Origin of the sequence: Hwangdonia seohaensis (assembly GCF_031932625.1) — a bacterium.
GTDB classification, from domain to species: domain Bacteria; phylum Bacteroidota; class Bacteroidia; order Flavobacteriales; family Flavobacteriaceae; genus Hwangdonia; species Hwangdonia seohaensis.
In genome coordinates this window covers 799,096-820,794 of sequence record NZ_JAVSCK010000001.1, presented here as the reverse complement: position 1 = coordinate 820,794, position 21,699 = coordinate 799,096, and the positions used below count along the sequence as shown (strand labels likewise).

Genomic DNA, 21,699 nt, shown 5'->3' with positions numbered 1-21,699 from the left:
GAATAAAAAGAGGCAATTATTCTTTAATTGTTATTGATTTGTTTTTGAGCGTAATACTTATACGATATTGTAAAGTTAATTTCCATTTTGAATCCTTAATTTAAACCAATTAAAATTCAGAAGTAAAAACCAACATTGATGACCTTATCGCACTCGCTAAAAATATCCACTGGATATTTTCTTAACGCTCGATTCCTAAACAGCATTACCTGTTCTAGGTTCAATGGGTATGATCTCAGCCTTTTTGGAAGTTAAAAGTTAAACGTTTTATAGTAAAAGTATACATAGACTGTTTACTGAAAACCGATGACTGCTAACTGAAAAAGCACCCCTTTTTTGAGAACGCTGCAAAGTTAGTTAACAATTAATAATTAACAGAGAAAAAGCAATAGTTTTTTAGTCTAAGTCTGGTTTTTTTCGGTTCGCCTTTTTTTCTGAACGGTTGCGCTTGTTTTTCAATCGTTTTCTAATAACCGATTTTGGAATTCTGGTGGGAATTCTTCTTTTTGGGATAATTAACGATGTTGTTACTAAATCGAAAAACCGCTTAATTACCAAATCTTTGTTTTTGTGTTGGCTGCGGCTTTCATCGCACTGTAAAATTAGCACGCCGTCTTTGGTTAACCGATGTTTTAGCTTGTTTTGTAAGCGTTCTTTTTGATGCTCGTTAAGCGCGAACGATTCCAATACATTAAAAGTCAACTCAATTTTTGAAGACACTTTGTTTACATGTTGTCCGCCAGCACCAGAACTTCTAACGGCTTTAAATGTCAACTCTTGCAAAAGGGCTTCTTTATTAATCATGCCAAATCTTGGTGCTCGGGTTTTAGCAAATCGTTTACCGTTTTTACAGGATTAAAGGTTTCTACGGGCACTTCAACAAAAATGGAGTTCCAATAGGCCATACTGCCATTCCATAGCCCGGGCAGTTCCAGTGCTTTTATATCAACACCGTTTTGGGTTTTCATGGTTATAAAAGCCGCTTCGGGATCGACAAAATTTAAAAGATTGAATTTTTCGCCTTTGTAGTTTTTGGTGCCGCAAACCAAATCGGTTGGGTTAAAATGGGTTGCGTTTTTAACAATTTCGGCTTGTTGGGTATTATCAATATCAATTTGGGCAAACTCCGCTATTTGTAGCGATATGTTGCCGTTTTCGTCCTTAACCCAAAATGGGCCACCTCCAGGTTCGCCTTCGTTTTTAACCATGGCACAAACACGAATGGGTCGGTTTAATTTTTCCTTTAAAAACCGTTTCTTTTTATCTGAAGGTAAATCATCAAATTCATCGCCAATGGAAACATTCATTTTTGTCGATAAAAACATGGCTATGGTAAGCATATCTGCTTCTGAAACAGATTCATCATCTAATTTATGTAAAAACGAAAAAGCTTCCTCTTGGGCTTCAATAAGCACGCCGGCAATGAGTTTTTTGTACTTGACTAGTTTTTTGTTCCGATTAAAAACCACGATATTATCGACGTTTTTAATAAAAATAAGATCGCTGTTTATGGCATTCAAATTTTCAATTAACGCGCCATGGCCTGCGGGACGGAATAAAATAGAGCCATCTTCATTTCTGTAAATCTCATTATTTGTTGTTAAGGCTACGGTTTCGGTTTCTTCTTTTTGATACGAATACGTTACGTTAAAAACCGTGTTTGTTTTTTCCTCTACTTCCTTTTTGATTTTTTCTAATTCTGAATCAAAATACGGATGGTGCTTTTTAGAAACCGTAAAGTGAAGGTTCGCTTTGTTGTTTGATGAAGCGTACAAAGTCGATTCCAATAAACGCTCATGAAACGCCGTAATGGCACCCGTTTTATAGTTATGAAACGGCAGTAGTCCTTTTGGGAAAAAACTATAGTTTAAAGCATCTTCGCTCAACATGGTTTTCACAAAGGCCAAACAGGCTTCATCTTTTGTTAAACTCTCAAAATTGGGGTGTATCGCTTTTGCTTTTGATAAGACTTCGCTGTAAATCGGAAAGCTTTCTAAATTTGAAACAAAGGTTTTTATGAGCCTGTCGTTATGTCTTTTAGCATATTCTTCGATGGTTTCTTTTGAAGGGTTGTAGTTTTTTAAAAACTGAAACAAAAATTTGAACATACGCGTAGCCGCACCCGATGCGGGCACAAACATGACGATGTTTAAACTGTCTCTTTTGGCATCAAATAATGTAGCAAAATTCTGTATTTCAGTTTCATTATAACTTTTAATGCCATTTCCAATATTTGCTGCTTCCACCAAATTAGAATAAGACATCCCGTTTTTTATGCGGTTAACCTGGGCTTCAATCTGCTTTAGGGTTATGCCTTTTTTTTCAATATGTTGGATATCTTTTTCTGAAAACATTAGTTTTTGTTTTTTAGTAATTCATCAATATGTTTTACGGCTTTTTGCAATCGGGCTTGTTTATCGCCTTTTAACAAAACATAAGGTCTGTTGTTATCTTTTAAAGCACTCTCAAAAGCCCGAAACATTTCTTTTCTATGTTCTGGTTTATCACGCAAATCGTCAGCTTCCCAAGGTGTATCAATATACGTTAAAAAGTATAAATCGTAAGTGTTTTTTAAGGCGTATTTTTCCAAAATCGCGTCGCAGGTGCCTAAATAATAGGTCTCCGAATAGACTTTGGTTTCCAGCAAATCGGTATCGCAAATTAAAACGGTATTGGTTTTTTGTGCTAATTCATTTTCAAGTTTCATTTGGCCTTCGGCTATGGGCAATAAATCTTTTGGTTCGCAAGTTTTGCGCTCGTTATTCCATTTGTTTTGCAAATATTCGCGGGCATATTCGGGCACCCAAACCGAATTGTAATAACGCGCCAACTGGCGAGACAGTGTTGTTTTACCCGTTGATTCCGGGCCAAATAAAACTACTTTTATGCAGTTTGCGGGTTGCTGTTTAAGTTTTTCTTCCATGCTAAATAACCGAATATGGCGATAAAGGTAAAGCCAAAATACTGAAAACTAGTAAATGTAAAGCCTTTGTAAAAATATAACGGTATGGAAATCAAGTCTCCGACAATCCAAAAAATCCAATTCTCAAGTTTTCGTCGTGCCATAAGCCACATGCCAACAAAAAATATGGCAGTTGTAATGGTGTCTATATAGGCTACGACACTGGTCCATTTATCAAAGGTTTTATACACCAAATAAACAAATAAAAGGGTTGCTATAAATATAGCTGTGCTTATTTTTTTCTCGCTGAACGTCATTCTAGAAATTGGCGTTACCTTTGTGTCATCCACTTTTCTCGACCAAATATACCAGCCGTAAACACTCATTATAAAATAATAAGCGTTTATCATCATATCGCCCAACAATTCCCATTTAAACAATAAATACACAAAAATAATAGTGCTAATCATGCCCGTTGGAAACACTAAAACTTTATTCTGTTTTGAAAACCAAACGGAAAGAAAGCCAAAAATAACGGCTATAATTTCTAGGATAACATCAACAGTTTGATAATCGGCATATTGCTCGAATAAAAAATCAAAAATGGGGTTCATAATCCTGTCTATCTGTTTTAACTATTTTCATGTATAGCAGACCATTTTCAATGAGTTGGAAGGCCTCTTTTATTTCGTTGCTGAGTAGTTTCATCACCTCATCGTAATCGCCATAAACCTGTGTGCTCAATGGATTTTCTAGAACCTTGAGATTTGATGCTCTTAATTTTTTTATAAAATGAATGATTGCTGGTTCGAACTCGTCTTGCAACGGTGTTAATGTTAATTCTACTGATATTTTCATAATTTATTTTTGTCATTCCCACGAAGGTGGAAATCTTTATCTATTTAATGAGATGCTAAAATACCGAAACAAGTTAAGTACGGGCACCTTCAGCATGACGTTTTACTTTCTTAAGTCGTCAAAAAACGATTCGTCCTCCTCAAAGGCGGTTCCAATAACCACCATATCGGCTCCCGATTGGTACGCGCTTTCCAATTGTTGTATGTTTTTTATGCCACCGCCAACTATTAACGGAATTTTTATGTCTTGTTTTACTTTTGTAATTATTTCTGCACTTACAGGATTTAAAGCGCCACTTCCTGCTTCCAAATAGATGAGATTCATTCCTAAAAATTCTCCCGCTTTTGCGGTATCGGTTATATTTTGAAAGGCATTTCTAGCCATTGGCTTTGTATTTGTGACGCGCTGAACGGCTGTTTCCTTGCCGCCTTCAATTAAAATATATCCTGTTGAAATCACTTCCAAATTGCTGCTTTTTATTTTTGAAATAGACGCCACGTGTTTCCCAATTAAATACTCAGGGTTTCTTCCGGAAATTAGGGATAAAAATAAAATCCCATCGGCTTTATTGGTAATTTGGGATGTGTCTCCGGGAAATAAAATAACAGGTAAACTGGTCTGCTTTTTTATTTCGGAAACCACGTTTTCAGTCGCTTGAGCTTCAACGGTACTGCCTCCAACAAAAATATGGGTGGCAACCGATTGGTTTACTTTTTTAAAGAAACGCACCGCATTTTCAACGGAAAACTTTTCAGGGTCAATTAATACCGCCAATAACCTTTCTTCGGCAGAAATAGACTTTATTATGTTTTGATATATTCTTCTATTTGTCACAAATACACGAATGATGGTTTGAAAATTCCAAAAAGCAAATTCTAAATATCAAAATGCCTAAAAGTATTTTCATTTATCTGTTTTCTTTTCTCTTTCTTCTTGATTCTATTAAATGGCATACGCACAAGTAAAACCTTCAAACTCTAAAAAGCGAATATTGTACCGGTGTTTTCTGGTTTTATAATCAATCCAAGCCACGGTTTCTTCATCATGTAAATTAAAAGGAATAACCAAGCAATGCTTTTTAAAACTCAATCCCGGTGTGGCATAAAGCTTATACAACGATTCTTTTACACACCAAATAGTGGTTAGTTTTTTTATGTAATCGGCATCGTTTTCATCTAAATAATCAAACTCGTAATCAATAAATTTATGCGCGATGATATTAATTTTCTGCCGTTGTTTTTCAATATCTATCCCAACGGCTAAATCACTTACAATTACTGCCGAAAACTGAAACGAATGGGTAATCGAAATCTGTTTCCCATCTTTTAAATGGGGCTTTCCACAGTCATCGTAAAACAAATCGGCATCGGTATAACCGAATGCCTCCAATAATTTCCTAACGCTTAAAAACCCGCGTTGGTGCATTTCGCTTTTCATACCCAAAACACGCTCCAAACTTTTGGGTTTTAAGCTAACGGACTGAAACAAATCGCTATACGGCTCCGAAATCTTCCAGATTTTAACAGTAGTTTGTGAGTTTGGTGTAATGGTTTTATAAAGTGGCATTTACTATTCTGAAAGTTATTGATTATCTTTGCACTGCCTAAGGCAGATTTGGCATTTTTAATGAGCGAATTTAACTAAAATAAGTACCAAATCCCAAGGGCAATCTATATAAAAACATTAAGAAAAAAGAATATGAGCACAAAAACAATTCCTTACGTAGCCAATAAAGTGAAAGATATATCGCTTGCCGATTGGGGACGCAAAGAAATAGAATTAGCAGAAGCCGAAATGCCGGGGTTAATGAGCCTTCGTGAAGAGTACGGAAATTCGCAACCGCTTAAAGGCGCGCGTATTGCCGGCTGTTTACATATGACTATTCAAACGGCAGTTTTAATTGAAACCTTGCAGGCTTTGGGTGCCGAGGTAACTTGGAGTTCTTGTAATATTTTCTCAACACAAGACCAAGCTGCTGCTGCCATTGCTGCTGCTGGAACCGCAGTTTACGCATGGAAAGATATGACCGAAGAAGAATTTGATTGGTGTATCGAGCAAACCTTATTTTTTGGTAAAGACCGCAAACCATTAAACATGATTCTTGATGACGGTGGCGATTTAACCAATATGGTTTTAGATAAATACCCAGAATTAGCTGCAGGAATTAAAGGCTTGTCTGAAGAAACCACAACAGGTGTTCACAGACTGTACGAGCGTGTAAAAAACGGTACGTTGCCTATGCCAGCTATAAACGTAAACGATTCGGTAACAAAATCGAAATTCGATAATAAATACGGTTGTAAAGAATCTGCAGTTGATGCGATTCGTCGTGCTACCGATTTAATGCTAGCCGGAAAACGTGTAACCGTTTGTGGTTATGGCGATGTTGGTAAAGGTACAGCGGCTTCTTTTAAAGGTGCCGGAAGTATTGTAACGGTTACAGAAATAGACCCAATTTGTGCATTACAAGCGGCGATGGATGGTTTTGAAGTGAAGAAATTGGAAACCGTTGTTGCTAATTCTGATATTGTAATCACCACCACAGGGAACAAAGACATCGTTCGCGCTGAGCATTTTAAAGCGATGAAAGACAAAACCGTTGTGTGCAACATTGGGCATTTTGACAACGAAATACAAATGGCTTGGTTAAACGACAACTACGGAAACACCAAAAATACCATTAAGCCACAGGTTGATAAATATACCATTGACGGGAAGGACATTATCATACTAGCCGAAGGGCGTTTGGTAAATTTAGGATGCGCCACAGGCCACCCGAGTTTTGTAATGAGCAACTCGTTTACCAACCAAACCTTAGCACAAATCGAGCTTTGGAACAACGCCGACGCGTACCAAAACGATGTGTATATGCTACCAAAACATCTTGATGAAAAGGTTGCTAAATTACACTTGGAAAAAATTGGTGTTGAGCTTACCGAATTAAAACCGTATCAAGCCGAATATATTGGCGTAACGGTTGATGGCCCTTATAAGCCAGAACATTACAGATATTAATTTTATCATTCCCACGAAGGTGGGAATCTTATTAATCGAAACTATATTATTATAAATTAAATCCCGAGCAGCAATGTTTGGGATTTTTTTTTGCACCGTCATTGCGAGCCAGTAACTAAGCCTGCACTGAGCGAAGTGGAAATGTGCAAACTTTTAAATTGAAACTGTAAATAATTTGGGCAATTTTATTTTGGCAGAAAAAGCCAAAATAAACCGCGCTTTACACTATATCTTTTTAAAACATTTGGGTTAAGGGCAAGCGAGGTAACAATCTGTTATTCTTTTCTCTAATCAAGGTTTATAGTTTTTATATTTTTAAAAAGGATGCCGTTACAATCGCTATCGCACAATCTGCCATGGCTTGCTACACTTCCCTTTTTTCGTTATATTTATTTACAAATGGGCTATAACGAAGAAAAAATAAAAGTGCCTCGGTTTAATGAAGCGTCTGGTTTCTATACCACCAAAAAACGCTCTAAAATAATGAGCCGTATTCAAGGTAAAAACACCAAACCCGAACTGATGTTCAGAAAAGCTTTATGGGCAAAAGGCGTAAGGTATCGCGTAAACTCAAAAAAACTTTTTGGCAAACCCGATGTGTCCATTCAAAGGTATAAGCTTGCTGTTTTTATCGACGGTGCATTTTGGCACGGGTACAATTGGCAGGAAAGAAAAGCTAAACTTAAATCCAATCGCGGTTTTTGGATTCCTAAAATAGAACGCAATATGCAGCGCGATAAAGAAGTAAATTTAGAATTGAAAAATTTGGGCTACACCGTTTTCAGGTTTTGGGACCACGACATAATAAAAGAACTCGACAAATGCATTAATGATGTAATGGTATATATTCATACGGGCGAAAACCCGTGAACGATGAAAATCAATCCACCATATCCTCTTCAAAATACCACCACAAACTAGAGTCGATGGATTGCTTCATTTTATTAATATCTACATCGTCTTTCAAGAAAACCGTAATGTTTTCAGGAACTCGGTTTTGCCCAATACTTTCACTTATTTCAATCATTTCAATCTCGTTAAAATGCTCTAAATGCCTTTTTATCTTAGCACCTGAGGATTCATCACTCAAAAAAATCTTAATGGTTTGTTGGTTCGGAGAGTTTCTAATTTCTGATCTAAACGGTAGCATAATCAATAATTTTAAGTAAAACAATATGCAATAGCCTAAGTTAAGAATTTAATCAATATCTTTTGAAATAAATTTAAACCATGTCGAATAAAAAAATCAAAGATTTACATGCTTTATTATCTGAAATAGAGCAACATATACCTCTTAAGGACCAAACCAACCCTAAGGTTACTAAATCTGATATTGGTTGGCAGCTCGACCATAGCTTAAAGGTATTTAACGCCGTTTGCGAATGGACCATAAAATCGAACCCAGCAGATTATGAGCGAAAGTTTAGTTTTTGGCGCACGGTTTTATTCCCCATAGGCTATATCCCAAGAGGGAAGGTTAAAGCCCCAAAAATAGTGCGGCCGCCAAATGTTATTTTAGATGAAGACTTAAAAACCCAATTGCAAACCGCAAAAAACCATATTGATGCTTTAAAACCCTTACCTGAAAAAGCGTATTTCAAGCATTTTATATTCGGGAAATTATCTAAAAAGCAAACGCTACGGTTTTTAGAAATGCATACCAATCACCATTTAAAAATCGTGAGGGATATTTTGAAAGCATAAAAAAAACCTTTCTGTTTCCAGAAAGGTTTTAAATGCCCTGAGACATGCTCAGGGTTAATTTTAAAGAAAGTGTTTATTAAGCATCAAAAGGCTCAATAGAAACGTAAGATTTGTTGTCTTTTTTCTTTGTAAATTTTACAAGACCATCAACTTGCGCGTGCAATGTGTGATCCTTTCCTTGGTATACGTTTTCACCTGGGTGATGCGTGTTACCACGTTGTCTTATGATAATGTTTCCAGCAATGGCAGCTTGTCCACCAAAAATCTTAACACCTAAGCGTTTCGATTCTGATTCTCTACCATTCTTAGAACTACCTACTCCTTTTTTATGAGCCATTGTCTTAAGTATTTATATTGTTAATATTAAGTATATGAAAAACTATTTTTCAATACCGCCTTCTAATCTGTCTTGTAATTCTTTAAGCTCGTCCCATTTTCCATCTGCAGCTAATTTAGCTTGCTTTGGCCAAGTATCAGTCACAATGTGAGCTAATCTTGAACTTGCTTCTGAAAGAATATTACTTAAATCTTCTGGTTTTGCTTTTGCCACCTTAGCAAAAGTATCTAAACCTGCGTTTACTAAAGCTTCTGCCGCTTTAGGCCCTGCACCTTCGATTTTCTTTAAATCGTCAGCTTTTCCTGTTGCTTTTTTAGCAGCTGGTTTTGCTTCGGCCTTTGGTGCTTTTGCTTTTGGTTCTTCTTTTTTAGCTTCTTTTTTTGGAGCAGCTTTTTTAGCTCCCGAAGCAACGATGCTTTCGATTACGATTTCAGATAAAGATTGACGGTGTCCGTTTTTTACACGATAACCTTTACGTCTTTTCTTTTTGAAAACGATTACTTTATCACCTTTAAGGTGCTTTAAGACTTTTGCACTAACCTGTGCTCCGTCTATAGCTGGGGCGCCTACAGTTACTTTGTCGCCATCTCCAATTAAAAGAACGTTATCGAAATCTACTTTCTTACCTTCTTCAGTTTGCAAACGGTTAACAAAAACTTTTTGGTCTTTTTCAACTTTAAATTGATGCCCTGCTATCTCTACAATTGCGTACATAGCGAATTTTTATTAATTAAATTTGTTCAAAAAATGAGTGCAAATATACGGCTAAATAATTAAACTGCAAACGTTTTATTTCTTTTGAAGAATATTTCCGCTGTTTTTAAAAAATTGCATCACGGTTAAGGTTGAAATCACCGTTGTAGCAACCCCCATGATCGCCACAATAAATGTGACCATGCCTATATCAACATTAAAAACACCATCAATGTTTTCCAATAATTGCGATAAAAAGCCAGGGTTGACTTCGGTGGCATAAAACAAAAAGAATACCGTAAAAAAGAAGGTGGCAACAAAGCCGGTAATGATGCCTGTTTTAAAGCCTTCGCCATAAGAAAACGATTCGGCATCCTTAAGCTTTTGCAATCTAACGGCGTCAAAAACACCAAAAACGGTTATTACGGCGTTAAAAAAGCTAAAAACGGGATTTGTATGTTTGTCAAACAAGGCCAAAATTAAAAAATAAGCAATGAGTACCGCACTTGTAACGAGGCCAAAACGAATGGGAAGTGAAAGCGTTTTCATGATTTTATATCTATATATTTTTAGATTTAAATGCGCACTATAATTAGGTGGTTTGAAGATAGATTTCTCTAAATTTCGTAAAAAAAATCGATTAATAATAATTTAGCACAAACTATTTTAAAATAAACGCCTTGGCACAATACCAAAACGTATTAAAACTCAAAAAAAGAAAAACGATGTTTTGCTATTCATTTCATTCGTGGTTTTTTAATCCGTTTTAAACAAATTTTCACAGTTAGAGCAAGCCTAAAAAGAGTTATGCATTTTAAATGGACAGGGTTTAGTTTAGGTGTTTATCGAGAATTATAAAATTATACTTTTTTGTGCATTAACCGTCTTTATTTAGTAGCTTTGTAGCTACAATGGGCATGCAAAGCTTCCAAGTAAAACGCAATACATCCCATAGATTTGATAAATTAATTTAAAACACACCCAAATGAAAACATTTAAGAATATTATAGCCATTACTATAATTACACTTTTTGCTTTTAGCTGTAAAAACGAAACCAAAGCTGAGATTAAAACGGTTGAAGTAGCCTCGGAGACCGTTAAAACACTAGACCCAAATGCGACTTACGCTAAAGCGGAATTCACTATTGATGGCATGACCTGCGAAATTGGATGCGCAAAAACCATCGAGAAAAAAATAGCCAAAATGGAAGGCGTAAAATCGGCTAAAGTAGATTTTGACAGAAAACTAGCTATGGTTGAATACAACGACGCTAAGGTTACCCCAACAGCGCTTGAAGAAACCGTAACCAAAGTTGCCGATATTTATAAGGTTAGCGACATGAAGACCGTTGAAGGCTTTTCGGCTAAAAAAGCCTGTGATGCAGATTGCGCCAAAGCCTGTTGCGCCAACAAAACCGATGCCGAGAAAAAAGCCTGTGCCGCCGATTGTAAAAAGGCGTGTTGCGCTAAAAAAGCATAACTCTTTTTAAGACCTGTCAGTCCCGAAACTTCAGAACTGACAGTTTTTTTTGCTTAAAAAATTCTTCTTAACGCGTTCTTAAACGGTTTTATGGTGTTTGTATGTTTTTATTAATAAATTGGTGAAATAGATGGAATTTTAAAACTAAAATAGTAATCATCATAGTCGTCGTAGGATATTACCACAGGAGAGCTTTTAGCAAAACCATCGGCAGGCACAGGGTATTCAGATTGTATCTCGCCTGTTTCGGTGTTCAACCCAAATACCCCTAGTGGCGTATTCACATAAACTATATCATAATAATATTCTACGGTAGGCGAACTTTTTATAGGGCCAGCATTAAGATTGGTTTTCCAAATTAAAGCCCCATCGTTACTATCAATACAGTACAAAAATCCATCATCACTACCAAAGTATATTCCGTTCTCTGATGCCGTACCAGTAGAAATATTGTAAACTGGAGAGCTTTCTATAGCACCACCAGCTTGAAATTCCCAGATTACACTGCCGGTATCAGCATCTAACTTATACATTTTCCCATTGTTACAGCCTATGTAAAGCTCATTAACACCTTTTAAATCTTTAATAAATGGCGAACTTTTAAAAGCACTTCCTGAATCAAGCTCCCATATCACTTCTTTTTTAGGAATGTCTAACGCATAAAGTTTTCCTATATCATTTCCTACAATGATTTTTCCTGATGCCTCATCAAAATTCCCTACCCTTACAGTAATGTTCACAGGGCTACTTCTTACCGCTCCTCCGGTATCGAACCTCCACCATAAATCTCCAGCATAGGCATTAAGGGCGTAAACATAACCATCGTCGGCACCAAAAACTACTAAGCCATGTCCGTCCACATGTACAGCGCTACTGTGTATGGGTGCATTATTTTCAAGCGTGTAGCTCCAATATTCATCTCCGTTGCCATGTAAGCTTACAAATTTGCCTGCGGTATTGCCCGCATATACAAAATCTTCTTGTCTGTTTTCACCAGAATTTGCACTTCCATAAGTATGGTAAAAATGATACGTAAAAGCGGTAACTGTGGCGGTTAGTGCTGCACCCGTATTATAAGCCCAAAGGCTCTCAATTGGTTCGTTTATACGTTTGTGGTATTTGTGTATGTGCCCATCTCCACCTGCAAAGTAAAGTTCAAAATCTCTAGTTCCAGACTCATGACCACCATAATATGTAACAGGAGTTACGGTGCCTTCGGAGTTAGGGCCTACATTAAAATTATCGAAGGCTTCAATATCGTTTACAATGCTAAAATCTTGGTCGTCTACGCGCGAGTCCTTTAGAGCCGATAAACCATTTTCGGTAACCACATAAATATCTATGTTGAAATCTGAATCAATTTCTGATAGGGTTTCGGTTTTATCACAGGCAAAAAAACATAGTGCGCCAATGGTAATTAAAGTTTTTAATGTTTTCATTTTTAGCTTTTTTAATTAAACAATACGCTATTGTTAACACAGAAGAAAGGAGGTGCTTACCAAATCTAAGACTGAAAACTTGGGATGCAGTCCCGATTTATGGGAATATCAAAAATTAGGAATCATTAAAAGTGTGTATTTGCTTTTTTAACCCACCCCCCTCTTAATCCCCTCCCAAGAGGGGAAGCGTTGCGTGTATTTTTAATCGATATTTATTGGCAGAGAGAAATATACTTGCGGCTATTCCCCTCCTTAGAGGGTTTAGGTTTGGGTTTTATTCATAACAATTTACTGAGCTCTAGTTGAAGATTTGTTATAATAAATTACCTGTTATGTATTTTGAATGAAATTAATTTCAATAGGTCAGTTCGAGTGATTTTGAGGAACGAAAAATTGAATTGAGAACCCATTAATGGTTCAAAAATTCTTATTCTCGATACAAATTTTACTCATTTTAATCGTAAAATTCACTCGAATTGACAAATTTGGTCAAAACGCTGAACAGGTTAATTAATTCTAGTTTTCTTTCAGCTGTCCCTTTCTATATTCATGTGGCGTTTTCCCTGTTATTTTTTTAAATACATTAAAAAATGCCGATTTTGAGTTAAACCCTGCTTCCAACCCTATGGCTATAATGGTATAATTAAAAAAGTCTGGGGTATTTAATAATCTTTTTGCTTCTTCTACCCTAAACCTATTAAGGTATTCGGTAAAGCCCACACCCAATTCTGTGTTAATAATTCTAGACAAATGGCTGGTGCTTATATTTAATGTATCGGCAACACGATCTAATGTTAAGTTGGGATTTAAGTATATTTTATCCTTCTGAAAAAGATCTTCCAGCTTTTGGATGTATTCGTTTTTTTCAGATTTAAGATGTATTGGCTGTTGGGTTTTATTTACACTTCGCCGTATTGTTTTGCGTTGTTCCAATACTTTAAATTTATAAATACCTATATACCCAAGCCAATAAATAGTTGCAGAAATGCTTACCCAAAGCGCATAGAATGAGGTGCTGAAATTTGAGAAAAAAATGTTATCTATGGCGAGTACCATCCATAAAAGGGTTAAGGCTACAAATATGATTAATGTAATGGTAAGCCAATTCAAATCACCATGTATGATATTGAAATCTAAACGATTCTGGCTTTTTTTAAACTTTTTAAGCTTAAAAATCAAATAGGTTAAAATAGCAATAGTGAGTATAAGTCCGCCCAATTCCTGAACACTTAAAAAGTAGCCGAAAACCGTATAAGACACCTTATTTTCAACATGGGAAATTATACTAACCCTATAAACAAAAGTGAAGATAAGGAAAAACAAAAAAGGAATGTACAGCAGCTTTTCCTGAGTTACTATTTTTTTTGAAGGATATAAAAAGATAATGACGTAGAAATAGATAAGCACTGGTATTAAAGATCCCAAAGGAAAAAAGATGAAGTTGTGCATATCAACTCGGGTGATGATTTCGGCGTCCGACAAAAAATACTGAAGGTTGCTAAGTGTGAAACACAGAATAAGAGCAATGAGATAATAAATACATCTATGCCTGTATTTTTTAGAAGTAAAAACAACAATAGAAAATATAAAACCTTGTATAATGCCCGCCAGTATTAGGGTGTTATATATATTAAGAGTCATTAAATTTTTAATTATCTTTTATAAATATACAACTTTACACCTCTTAAGAGCAAATTGTGCGAGTAAAATGGATTAGCGCCACCTTAACGTTTCCATAATATGCTTAATGTCTTTTTGCAGATAATTTGCTGCCGGAAGAATAGAATCGTAATTGGGTTTGGCGTTAAAATATAACGAGCCCGTTAAGAAATGATTAACGCTATCGGTTACATAAAACTGTACGGGCGACGCCACATTTCCCTTTACTTCGGATAGCAAACCGTAAACCTTTCTTTTATCATCTTCAAATGGATATGCAGGAATTTCGTCTGCTTTTTTGGTGTGCTCCAAGGTGAATTTTTGGGCATCCCTTAAAAAGCTTATCAGGTTTTTTTCGTCCTTTTCAATAGCCTTATAGGTTAAAAAAATGGTGCCTTTTAACGCTGCATATTCCAAGTTTATACCGTAACTTTTTGTTGGTGCTTTGAGCTCTTTTAAGACCGTTTTTGAGGACAGTAAATTTTTCTCGAAAGTGAACGGCAATTGCAAATTGGCATCAACATATTTAGCCTTCGGGTATTCTAATCGTAATTCTGCCTTAGGTTTTGGGGTTGTTGTTTCTCCGCAAGACAAACAGACGATTATTAATAGCCAAACGTAAAAATTCTTATTCATTAAGTCTTGGTTAATTTTATGCGCTTTATACGTTTATTATCTAAAGCTTCTATAGTAAAAACGTAATTTTCGAAATTTATTTTACTGTTTAACTTCGGAAAACTTTTAGATATTTCCAGAACAAAACCGGCAATGGTTTCGGCTTCGCCTTTATTGTCCTCAAAAAGAGTATCATCTTCAACTTTAACAACCTTGTAAAAATCCTTTAAAGCGGTTTTCCCTTCAAACACATAATTGTTCTCGTCTAATTTTGAATACAATAAATCTTCATCATCAAACTCATCACTAATATCGCCCACAATTTCTTCAATAATATCTTCTAAGGAAATCAATCCCGAAGTACCTCCATATTCATCAACCACAACGGCCAAATGCACTTTTTTCTCTTGAAATTCCGCCATTAAATCATCCAGCTTTTTATTCTCTGGCACAAAAAAGGGCTCGCGCAACAAGGTTGACCAATCAAACTGTTTCCGGTCTATATATGGCAATAAATCCTTAACGTACAAAACACCTTCAATGGTATCAATATTATCTCTATAAACCGGGATTCTGGAGTAACCGTTGGCAATGATTTCGGGCATAATTTCGGCATATTTTTGCTCGATATTAAGCGCAAAAATATCTATTCGCGGCCGCATAACTTGCTTGGTATCGGTGTTTCCGAAAGAGACAATACCCTGCAATATTTTTTGCTCTTCTTTAGTCGTGTCGTCTTCGCTGGTAAGCTCTAAAGCTTGCGACAATTGATCGACACTTAAATTCGATTTTTGCTTGCCCAGTTTTTTATGAATGGCCAATGTAACACCGCGCATGGGCATACTTATAGGCGTAAGCAACACATCTAAAACACGCAACGGATAGGCCATAAACGAAGCAAACTTTAGCTTATTTCTATTGGCATAAATTTTAGGTAATATTTCGCCAAACAATAAAATAAGAAAGGTTACAATTATAACTTCTATGGCAAATTTCAATACCGGAGATGCAATGGCATTAAACAGATTGCCGCCCAAATACGCGAACAAAATAACAATGGCTATGTTTATAAAATTATTGGATACCAATATGGTTGCCAACAACTTTTTAGGGCGTTCTAAGAGTTTTGCTATAATTTGAATGCGTTTAGAATTGGCTGCCAAACCTTCGTCAATATCCGCTCTTGTGAGTGAAAACAAAGCAACTTCAGCACCCGAAATAAGTCCGGAACAAATTAACAGTAAAAACAGTAATGCAAAACCACTAACAACTGAAAAATCAATTGCCAAAACTAATGCTATAAAACTCGCGGGGTCAGGATCCAATTACCATGGTATTAGTTAAACATAGGTTTCGACACACAAATCGAGAACCACTTTTGATATTAAAACGGAAGGTCATCACTATCTTCTTCAACAGGTTTCGCCGGTCCTGATGGTTTTGCAGCAACATTGGTATTTTGCGCTGCAGGTTTATTGGCCGCATTGGTATCGCTTTCTTTTTTAGTACTTAAAAACGTAAAATCGGTACAATGGATTTCGGTCGAGTACCGGTCTGCACCTTTATCGTCTTGCCATTTTCTGGTTTTCAATCGGCCTTCAATATACACTTTATCGCCTTTGCTTAAATATTTTTCGCAAATTTCGGCACCTTTATTACGCACCACAATATTATGCCATTCGGTATTTGTAATGCGCTCGTTGGTTTGTTTGCTGGTATAGGTTTCGTTTGTTGCCAACGGAAAGCGACCAATACATCCGCCGCCTTCAAAATAGTGCATTTTTACCTCATCTCCCAAATGCCCAATAAGCATCACTTTATTTAATGTTCCTGACATAATCTTTTTTAATTTAATACTGCAAAATTACTCTTTTGCATTTGATAAACTTAAAATTAGTAAAAAAATATGACTGTTTAAAATCGAGTATCAAAAATTAAACGCCTCAATAAAGTTTCCTATTATAATTGGCACGGGAAAGTCGTGTATTTTATCAACTGAAATTGCGTTACCATTTAAACGCTCAACATTTACAATCCAGAATTTTGTGTGCAAATGCTGGTGCGATAATTTATGAACCATCACGTCCTTATTATATAACAGCAATTCAAACGGCATACCTTCCAACAAAGTATGGTTTTTTACAAGCGTTTTAAATTGGTTGTAATCTAGGTTTTTATCGGTTTCAACTAAAGGAAATTGATACAGGTTTTGCCAAATCCCTTTACCCTCGCGCTTTTCCAATACGGTTTTCTGGTCTTTTGATACGAATACCAAAAAGTTAAAATGCTTTTTTTTCGCTTTCGCGGATTTAATTTTAACCGGTAATTCGGCTATTCTATTCTTGTTAAAAGCAATGCATCCCTTATTTAAAGGGCAAATGCGGCAATCTGGATTTTTGGGTGTACACTGTACCGCACCAAACTCCATAATGGCTTGGTTAAAATTGGCCGGATCCTCTTTATCGATTAATTCTTGGGCCAAAGCCTTAAATTCCTTCACGCCTTTTGATGAATTTATGGGCGTGTCAATTCCGAAATATCGCGATAACACCCTATACACGTTACCATCAACCACGGCTGTGGCCTCGTTAAAGCAAATTGAAGCGATGGCACTGGCGGTATAATCGCCAACCCCTTTTAGTTTTAGCAATGCTTTGTAGTTGTTGGGAAATTCCCCGTTAAACGCGCTTACAATATACTTTGAAGTCGCGTGCAGATTTCTGGCACGGGAATAATACCCGAGCCCTTGCCATAATTTTAGCACTTCACTTTCATCGGCTTTTGCCAAATCAAAAACCGTTGGATATTGGGCAACAAACGCTTGGTAATAGGGCAATCCCTGTTTAACTTGGGTTTGTTGCAAAATAATTTCAGACAACCAAATAAAGTAAGGATCTTGGGTTTGTCTCCAAGGAAGCATTCGCTTATTAATTGAGTACCAGTGTTTTAGTGTTTTTGAAAAAATCATTGATTCGTTAAATAAAGCAAACAAAAATAAACGTTTATAATCTTAAATTTTAATGAATTAGGTTTGAAATATTGAATTTTAAATTCCTATATTTGCATCCCTTAAAAACTATAATAGTAACTTAAAATAATATATTAAAATGACGAAGGCTGATTTAGTAGCAAAGATTTCAGAGAAATTAGGAATTGAAAAAGGTGATGTTCAAGCAACTGTTGAAACATTTATGGAAGAAGTAAAAACCTCTTTAGAAAGTGGTGACAACGTTTATTTAAGAGGTTTTGGAAGCTTTATTGTAAAAACAAGAGCTGAAAAAACGGGAAGAAACATCTCTAAAAACACAACCATTAAAATACCAGCTCATAACATTCCTGCATTTAAGCCTGCAAAAGTTTTTGTAGAAGGCGTTAAAACAAATGTAGAAGTGAAGTAAACGAGCTTCAAACGAATTATTAATTTAAAAAGACACTATTTATGCCAAGTGGTAAAAAACGCAAAAGACATAAGGTAGCGACGCACAAACGTAAAAAACGTAGACGCGCTAACCGTCACAAAAAGAAAAAATAAACCAAAAAAGTAGTTAGATCAGCTACTTTTTTCGGTTTTAAAAAACAACAAGTTCTTTGAAATGAGTTCATTAAAATTTTTAGCGTCTTTTTTAGATGTTTTTTGAACTCCACGGATTTAAAAATCCTGTGAAATACCTTAGTAAAAGGTTAATCTTAAATCACTTAGATTAGCTTAAGGTATTCAATCCGATAATTAAAAAAACATCAATTATCAGATTAAAAATAATGTATAATCCATCTGTCGCTTATTAAAGTGATGGATTAAAATTAACTAAATGGATAAAGAATTGATCATTAGATCTAGTTCTAACGACGTTGATTTTGCCTTATTAAAAGATGGAAAACTTATTGAATTACAGAAAGATGAAGATAGTAACGACTTCTCGGTTGGCGATGTGTTTATAGCCAAAATACGAAAAGCCGTTCCTGGACTAAACGCCGCATTTGTAAATGTAGGCTACGAGAAAGATGCATTTTTGCACTATCACGATTTAGGGCCAAAACTACCTTCGCTTTTAAAATTCACAAAACGTGTAAGCACAGGTAAACTAAAAGATTTTTCTTTAAAAAACTTCCCATTTGAAAAAGATATTGATAAAGACGGCAAAATTGCCGATGTCTTAAAATCAAATCAATCGCTATTAGTACAAATAGTAAAAGAACCCATATCCACCAAAGGGCCCAGAATTAGTTCTGAGCTTTCTATAGCCGGTAGATATATTGTTTTGGTCCCTTTTTCCAGTCGCATCTCTATTTCTCAAAAAATAGAAGACAAAGCAGAAAAAGACCGATTAAAACGATTGGTTAAAAGTATCACGCCGCAAGGTTTTGGTATTATTGTTCGTACGGTAGCACAAGGCAAAAAAGTAGCTGAACTAGATAAAGATTTGCAAAATTTGCTCCAGCGATGGAATGCAATGTGCAAAAAGCTACACAGAGCACATCATCCAAGTAAAGTATTGGGAGAAATGAATAAAGCCTCGTCCATTTTACGAGACATATTCAACGACAGCTTTACAAGTATTCATGTTGATGATGAAGAGCTTTACTATCAAATTAAAGATTACGTGCAGGAAATTGCACCAAAAAAAGAATCAATAGTTAAATTGTATCAGTCTAAAGTTCCAATTTTCGAGAAATTCGGGATTGAAAGACAAATAAAAACCTCCTTTGGTAAAACCGTTTCTATGGCAAAAGGTGCGTATTTGGTAATTGAACATACCGAAGCGCTCCACGTAATAGATGTAAACAGCGGAAACCGCTCTAACAAAGCAAACAACCAAGAGGATACCGCACTTGAGGTTAATTTAATCGCCGCTACCGAAATGGCGCGCCAGTTGCGTTTACGCGATATGGGCGGCATAATAGTAGTAGATTTTATAGATTTAACAAGAGCAGAAAACAGGCAGAAGCTCTTTAATCACCTTCGCGACGAAATGAAGGACGATAGGGCAAAACACAAAATACTGCCTCCAAGTAAATTTGGCTTGATACAAATAACAAGACAACGTGTACGTCCAGAAATGAACATTAAAACCCGTGAGGAAAACCCTGACGAGATTATTAATGGTTCTGAGATTGAAGCACCCATAGGATTGGTGCAAAAAATAAATCACGATCTTGAAAAACTATTAAAAAAAGACTATAAAAAGCTGACTTTAAACACACATCCTTTTATAGCGGCCTTCTTAACAAAAGGTTTTCCATCAGTACGCTCAAAATGGTTTTTTGAGCACAAAAAATGGGTTAAAATTTTACCAAGAGATGCTTACACATACTTAGAATACCACTTTTTCGATAAAGACGGTAATCAAATTAAATAACTTAAAACGCCTTGCTAACTGTTTAGCAAGGCGTTTTTGTATTTAATAACTTTTGTCACTTCAAGTGATTACGATTATTTCTATCGGAATTGTACTTCGACAAGCTCAGCAGAACTATCCAGAAAATTTGGGCGTTACCCCACCCTTCGACTTCGCTCAGGGCAAAAAAGGTCGGGCTTTCACTACGCGCTTCCTCCTACGTCGGCGAGCTCAAACATTTAGCCTGCGGTGAGCGCAGTCGAACCGATCAATCCCTAACGCGGGTTTAGTACTTGCCACCAAGATTATAGAATTCCATTTACTTTAAACTTAATTTCGCCTCCACAAAACAGACCCTTGCGGTAGCGAAGCGGCAAACAACGAGATTGTCCAAAAACAAAAGCACAATCCAAAGTGTTTATATTTTTATATTCGGTTGTTATTATAGCACACACATAAGTATTACTTTTACCAAAACTTAAAACGTTGCAAAAACCAGTCTCCATAACCGCCATGGCATCCATTTCCCCGTTAGGAAAATCGTTGGATCACATTTGGGAAAACTATCAAAACAACCAACATTACATTACCGAGAAAAGGTTAAAAAACGAATCCGTTTTAGTGGCCCAAATTCCTCAAGAAGCAAAACAAGATATTGAAGCTTTACGGCTATCCGACAACAAATACAAATCGCTGGACAATACCGTTTTATATGCGATGTACGCCTCACGACAAGCCATAAAAGATGCCTATTGGAAAGCTTCAGACAACTTCGGCATTAACATTGGGTCGTCTCGGGGCGCCACGCAACTTTTCGAGGATTACCATAAAGATTTCCTAAAAAACAATAAAGCAAAAACCTTAAGCTCGCCAACCACAACACTGGGAAATATATCCTCGTGGGTGGCACACGATTTACAAACCAATGGCCCAGAAATAAGCCATTCCATAACCTGCTCCACAGCCTTACACGCTCTGTTAAATGGCGTGGCTTGGTTAAATTCCGGCATGTGCAATAAGTTTTTGGTTGGTGGCAGCGAAGCGCCATTAACACCGTTTACCATAGCACAAATGCAGGCCTTAAAAATTTATTCAAAAGCCAAATTAGACGAAGAATCTTTTCCCTGTCGAGCTTTAAATCTTTCAAAAAAGCAAAATACCATGGTTTTAGGCGAAGGCGCATCCATGGTTTGCTTGGAATACGGTAAAACAGAAAACGCTTTGGCTTACATAACGGGCATGGGTTACGCCACCGAAATTTTAACGCACAACATTTCCATTTCTACCGATGCCAAATGCTTTCAAAAATCGATGAAAATGGCATTGGGCAATCTAAATCCAAGCGATATTGATATTATCGTCATGCACGCTCCGGGCACCGTAAAAGGCGATCATTCGGAATATAAAGCCATTGAAGCTGTTTTTAAAAACAACGTTCCAGCATTAACAAGCAACAAATGGAAAATAGGGCACACCTTTGGAGCATCCGGCGCATTAAGTATTGAGCTGGCAATTTTAATGTTACAGCATCAAAAATTTATTGGAATACCATATTTAGAGCATCAAAACACACCTAAAAAAATTAAACATATTTTAGTGAATGCCGTTGGGTTTGGCGGTAATGCCGTTTCAATCCTGTTAACAAAATAAAATGTTATATT

24 protein-coding genes are annotated in these 21,699 nt (G+C 36.3%); 7 read left to right on the top strand and 17 right to left on the bottom strand.

Going from position 1 to position 21,699, the window contains the following annotated elements:
- Positions 1–396 precede the first annotated feature (396 nt).
- From arfB to RNZ47_RS03490, 7 genes are all read right to left on the bottom strand, one after another.
- On the bottom strand, positions 397–804 hold the full coding sequence (arfB, locus tag RNZ47_RS03520) for an alternative ribosome rescue aminoacyl-tRNA hydrolase ArfB (protein ID WP_311936408.1): 408 nt from the start codon (positions 802–804) through the stop codon (positions 397–399).
- On the bottom strand, positions 801–2,354 hold the full coding sequence (locus tag RNZ47_RS03515; RefSeq protein WP_311936402.1) for a DUF4301 family protein: 1,554 nt from the start codon (positions 2,352–2,354) through the stop codon (positions 801–803). Before RNZ47_RS03515 ends, arfB begins: the two co-directional genes overlap by 4 nt.
- Entirely contained in the window at positions 2,354–2,923 is a 570-nt protein-coding gene (locus tag RNZ47_RS03510) for an AAA family ATPase (protein ID WP_311936398.1), read from the bottom strand. Before RNZ47_RS03510 ends, RNZ47_RS03515 begins: the two co-directional genes overlap by 1 nt.
- Positions 2,884–3,516, bottom strand: a complete 633-nt coding sequence (gene pnuC / locus RNZ47_RS03505) for a nicotinamide riboside transporter PnuC (protein WP_311936396.1) — start codon at positions 3,514–3,516, stop codon at positions 2,884–2,886. The genes RNZ47_RS03510 and pnuC overlap by 40 nt, the downstream gene beginning before the upstream one ends.
- Positions 3,500–3,760, bottom strand: coding sequence for a thiamine-binding protein (locus tag RNZ47_RS03500; RefSeq protein WP_311936391.1), 261 nt, complete (start codon positions 3,758–3,760; stop codon positions 3,500–3,502). Before RNZ47_RS03500 ends, pnuC begins: the two co-directional genes overlap by 17 nt.
- A 102-nt stretch (positions 3,761–3,862) precedes the next feature.
- Positions 3,863–4,594, bottom strand: coding sequence for a phosphoglycerol geranylgeranyltransferase (locus tag RNZ47_RS03495; protein WP_311936389.1), 732 nt, complete (start codon positions 4,592–4,594; stop codon positions 3,863–3,865).
- 108 nt (positions 4,595–4,702) lie between these two features.
- On the bottom strand, positions 4,703–5,326 hold the full coding sequence (locus RNZ47_RS03490) for a 4'-phosphopantetheinyl transferase family protein (protein ID WP_311936385.1): 624 nt from the start codon (positions 5,324–5,326) through the stop codon (positions 4,703–4,705).
- Between the two features lie 132 nt (positions 5,327–5,458).
- On the opposite strand from RNZ47_RS03490, the gene ahcY reads away from it, so the two are divergent.
- Together ahcY and RNZ47_RS03480 are read left to right on the top strand one after the other, a co-directional pair.
- A complete protein-coding gene (gene ahcY / locus RNZ47_RS03485) occupies positions 5,459–6,775 on the top strand; it encodes an adenosylhomocysteinase (protein ID WP_311936381.1) in 1,317 nt (438 codons plus the stop codon).
- Positions 6,776–7,174: 399 nt separating this feature from the next.
- Positions 7,175–7,645: a very short patch repair endonuclease gene (locus tag RNZ47_RS03480; protein ID WP_311936378.1), complete on the top strand. Its 471-nt coding sequence runs from the start codon at positions 7,175–7,177 to the stop codon at positions 7,643–7,645.
- Positions 7,646–7,655: 10 nt separating this feature from the next.
- On the opposite strand, the gene RNZ47_RS03475 is transcribed toward RNZ47_RS03480, so the two are convergent.
- Positions 7,656–7,925: a hypothetical protein gene (locus RNZ47_RS03475; protein ID WP_311936373.1), complete on the bottom strand. Its 270-nt coding sequence runs from the start codon at positions 7,923–7,925 to the stop codon at positions 7,656–7,658.
- An 80-nt stretch (positions 7,926–8,005) separates the two neighbouring features.
- On the opposite strand from RNZ47_RS03475, the gene RNZ47_RS03470 reads away from it, so the two are divergent.
- The gene (locus tag RNZ47_RS03470; protein ID WP_311936370.1) at positions 8,006–8,479 is read left to right on the top strand and encodes a DUF1569 domain-containing protein; all 474 of its coding nucleotides are present in this window, start codon (positions 8,006–8,008) and stop codon (positions 8,477–8,479) included.
- A gap of 76 nt (positions 8,480–8,555) precedes the next feature.
- Here RNZ47_RS03470 and rpmA read toward each other — a convergent pair whose 3' ends face one another.
- The 3 genes from rpmA to RNZ47_RS03455 all read right to left on the bottom strand — a co-directional run bounded on the left by rpmA (position 8,556) and on the right by RNZ47_RS03455 (position 10,058).
- Positions 8,556–8,816 (bottom strand): 50S ribosomal protein L27, encoded by a 261-nt coding sequence (rpmA, locus tag RNZ47_RS03465; protein ID WP_311936367.1) that lies wholly within the window; start codon positions 8,814–8,816, stop codon positions 8,556–8,558.
- A gap of 42 nt (positions 8,817–8,858) precedes the next feature.
- Positions 8,859–9,530 (bottom strand): 50S ribosomal protein L21, encoded by a 672-nt coding sequence (rplU, locus tag RNZ47_RS03460; RefSeq protein ID WP_311936365.1) that lies wholly within the window; start codon positions 9,528–9,530, stop codon positions 8,859–8,861.
- 75 nt (positions 9,531–9,605) lie between these two features.
- A complete protein-coding gene (locus tag RNZ47_RS03455) occupies positions 9,606–10,058 on the bottom strand; it encodes a DUF4199 domain-containing protein (RefSeq protein WP_311936362.1) in 453 nt (150 codons plus the stop codon).
- A 436-nt stretch (positions 10,059–10,494) separates the two neighbouring features.
- Here RNZ47_RS03455 and RNZ47_RS03450 point away from each other — a divergent pair, with 436 nt between their 5' ends.
- A complete protein-coding gene (locus tag RNZ47_RS03450; RefSeq protein ID WP_311936359.1) occupies positions 10,495–10,989 on the top strand; it encodes a heavy-metal-associated domain-containing protein in 495 nt (164 codons plus the stop codon).
- 110 nt (positions 10,990–11,099) lie between these two features.
- Here RNZ47_RS03450 and RNZ47_RS03445 read toward each other — a convergent pair whose 3' ends face one another.
- From RNZ47_RS03445 to mutY, 6 genes are all read right to left on the bottom strand, one after another.
- Positions 11,100–12,428 (bottom strand): outer membrane protein assembly factor BamB family protein, encoded by a 1,329-nt coding sequence (locus RNZ47_RS03445; protein ID WP_311936356.1) that lies wholly within the window; start codon positions 12,426–12,428, stop codon positions 11,100–11,102.
- Between the two features lie 516 nt (positions 12,429–12,944).
- The gene (locus RNZ47_RS03440; protein ID WP_311936353.1) at positions 12,945–14,069 is read right to left on the bottom strand and encodes a helix-turn-helix domain-containing protein; all 1,125 of its coding nucleotides are present in this window, start codon (positions 14,067–14,069) and stop codon (positions 12,945–12,947) included.
- A gap of 72 nt (positions 14,070–14,141) precedes the next feature.
- Positions 14,142–14,723: a gliding motility lipoprotein GldD gene (gene gldD / locus RNZ47_RS03435; protein WP_311936351.1), complete on the bottom strand. Its 582-nt coding sequence runs from the start codon at positions 14,721–14,723 to the stop codon at positions 14,142–14,144.
- Entirely contained in the window at positions 14,723–16,027 is a 1,305-nt protein-coding gene (locus RNZ47_RS03430; protein WP_311936349.1) for a gliding motility-associated protein GldE, read from the bottom strand. Before RNZ47_RS03430 ends, gldD begins: the two co-directional genes overlap by 1 nt.
- Before the next feature lie 59 nt (positions 16,028–16,086).
- Positions 16,087–16,539: a single-stranded DNA-binding protein gene (locus RNZ47_RS03425; protein WP_311936347.1), complete on the bottom strand. Its 453-nt coding sequence runs from the start codon at positions 16,537–16,539 to the stop codon at positions 16,087–16,089.
- Positions 16,540–16,629: 90 nt separating this feature from the next.
- Positions 16,630–17,670: an A/G-specific adenine glycosylase gene (mutY, locus tag RNZ47_RS03420; RefSeq protein WP_311936344.1), complete on the bottom strand. Its 1,041-nt coding sequence runs from the start codon at positions 17,668–17,670 to the stop codon at positions 16,630–16,632.
- Positions 17,671–17,809: 139 nt separating this feature from the next.
- Between mutY and RNZ47_RS03415 the strand changes: the two genes are divergently transcribed.
- The 3 genes from RNZ47_RS03415 (at position 17,810) to RNZ47_RS03405 (ending at position 21,688) form a co-directional block, all read left to right on the top strand.
- Positions 17,810–18,100: an HU family DNA-binding protein gene (locus RNZ47_RS03415; RefSeq protein ID WP_109681930.1), complete on the top strand. Its 291-nt coding sequence runs from the start codon at positions 17,810–17,812 to the stop codon at positions 18,098–18,100.
- 411 nt (positions 18,101–18,511) lie between these two features.
- Entirely contained in the window at positions 18,512–20,059 is a 1,548-nt protein-coding gene (locus RNZ47_RS03410; protein ID WP_311936337.1) for an Rne/Rng family ribonuclease, read from the top strand.
- 465 nt (positions 20,060–20,524) lie between these two features.
- Positions 20,525–21,688 (top strand): beta-ketoacyl synthase N-terminal-like domain-containing protein, encoded by a 1,164-nt coding sequence (locus RNZ47_RS03405; RefSeq protein ID WP_311936334.1) that lies wholly within the window; start codon positions 20,525–20,527, stop codon positions 21,686–21,688.
- Positions 21,689–21,699 lie beyond the last annotated feature (11 nt).

Coding starts and splice junctions, on each gene's coding strand:
- arfB (WP_311936408.1), bottom strand. CDS start 804: ATGATTAATAAAGAAGCCCTTTTGCAAGAGTTGACATTTAAAGCCGTT.
- RNZ47_RS03515 (WP_311936402.1), bottom strand. CDS start 2,354: ATGTTTTCAGAAAAAGATATCCAACATATTGAAAAAAAAGGCATAACC.
- RNZ47_RS03510 (WP_311936398.1), bottom strand. CDS start 2,923: ATGGAAGAAAAACTTAAACAGCAACCCGCAAACTGCATAAAAGTAGTT.
- pnuC (WP_311936396.1), bottom strand. CDS start 3,516: ATGAACCCCATTTTTGATTTTTTATTCGAGCAATATGCCGATTATCAA.
- RNZ47_RS03500 (WP_311936391.1), bottom strand. CDS start 3,760: ATGAAAATATCAGTAGAATTAACATTAACACCGTTGCAAGACGAGTTC.
- RNZ47_RS03490 (WP_311936385.1), bottom strand. CDS start 5,326: ATGCCACTTTATAAAACCATTACACCAAACTCACAAACTACTGTTAAA.
- ahcY (WP_311936381.1), top strand. CDS start 5,459: ATGAGCACAAAAACAATTCCTTACGTAGCCAATAAAGTGAAAGATATA.
- RNZ47_RS03480 (WP_311936378.1), top strand. CDS start 7,175: ATGGGCTATAACGAAGAAAAAATAAAAGTGCCTCGGTTTAATGAAGCG.
- RNZ47_RS03475 (WP_311936373.1), bottom strand. CDS start 7,925: ATGCTACCGTTTAGATCAGAAATTAGAAACTCTCCGAACCAACAAACC.
- RNZ47_RS03470 (WP_311936370.1), top strand. CDS start 8,006: ATGTCGAATAAAAAAATCAAAGATTTACATGCTTTATTATCTGAAATA.
- rpmA (WP_311936367.1), bottom strand. CDS start 8,816: ATGGCTCATAAAAAAGGAGTAGGTAGTTCTAAGAATGGTAGAGAATCA.
- rplU (WP_311936365.1), bottom strand. CDS start 9,530: ATGTACGCAATTGTAGAGATAGCAGGGCATCAATTTAAAGTTGAAAAA.
- RNZ47_RS03455 (WP_311936362.1), bottom strand. CDS start 10,058: ATGAAAACGCTTTCACTTCCCATTCGTTTTGGCCTCGTTACAAGTGCG.
- RNZ47_RS03450 (WP_311936359.1), top strand. CDS start 10,495: ATGAAAACATTTAAGAATATTATAGCCATTACTATAATTACACTTTTT.
- RNZ47_RS03445 (WP_311936356.1), bottom strand. CDS start 12,428: ATGAAAACATTAAAAACTTTAATTACCATTGGCGCACTATGTTTTTTT.
- RNZ47_RS03440 (WP_311936353.1), bottom strand. CDS start 14,069: ATGACTCTTAATATATATAACACCCTAATACTGGCGGGCATTATACAA.
- gldD (WP_311936351.1), bottom strand. CDS start 14,723: ATGAATAAGAATTTTTACGTTTGGCTATTAATAATCGTCTGTTTGTCT.
- RNZ47_RS03425 (WP_311936347.1), bottom strand. CDS start 16,539: ATGTCAGGAACATTAAATAAAGTGATGCTTATTGGGCATTTGGGAGAT.
- mutY (WP_311936344.1), bottom strand. CDS start 17,670: ATGATTTTTTCAAAAACACTAAAACACTGGTACTCAATTAATAAGCGA.
- RNZ47_RS03415 (WP_109681930.1), top strand. CDS start 17,810: ATGACGAAGGCTGATTTAGTAGCAAAGATTTCAGAGAAATTAGGAATT.
- RNZ47_RS03410 (WP_311936337.1), top strand. CDS start 18,512: ATGGATAAAGAATTGATCATTAGATCTAGTTCTAACGACGTTGATTTT.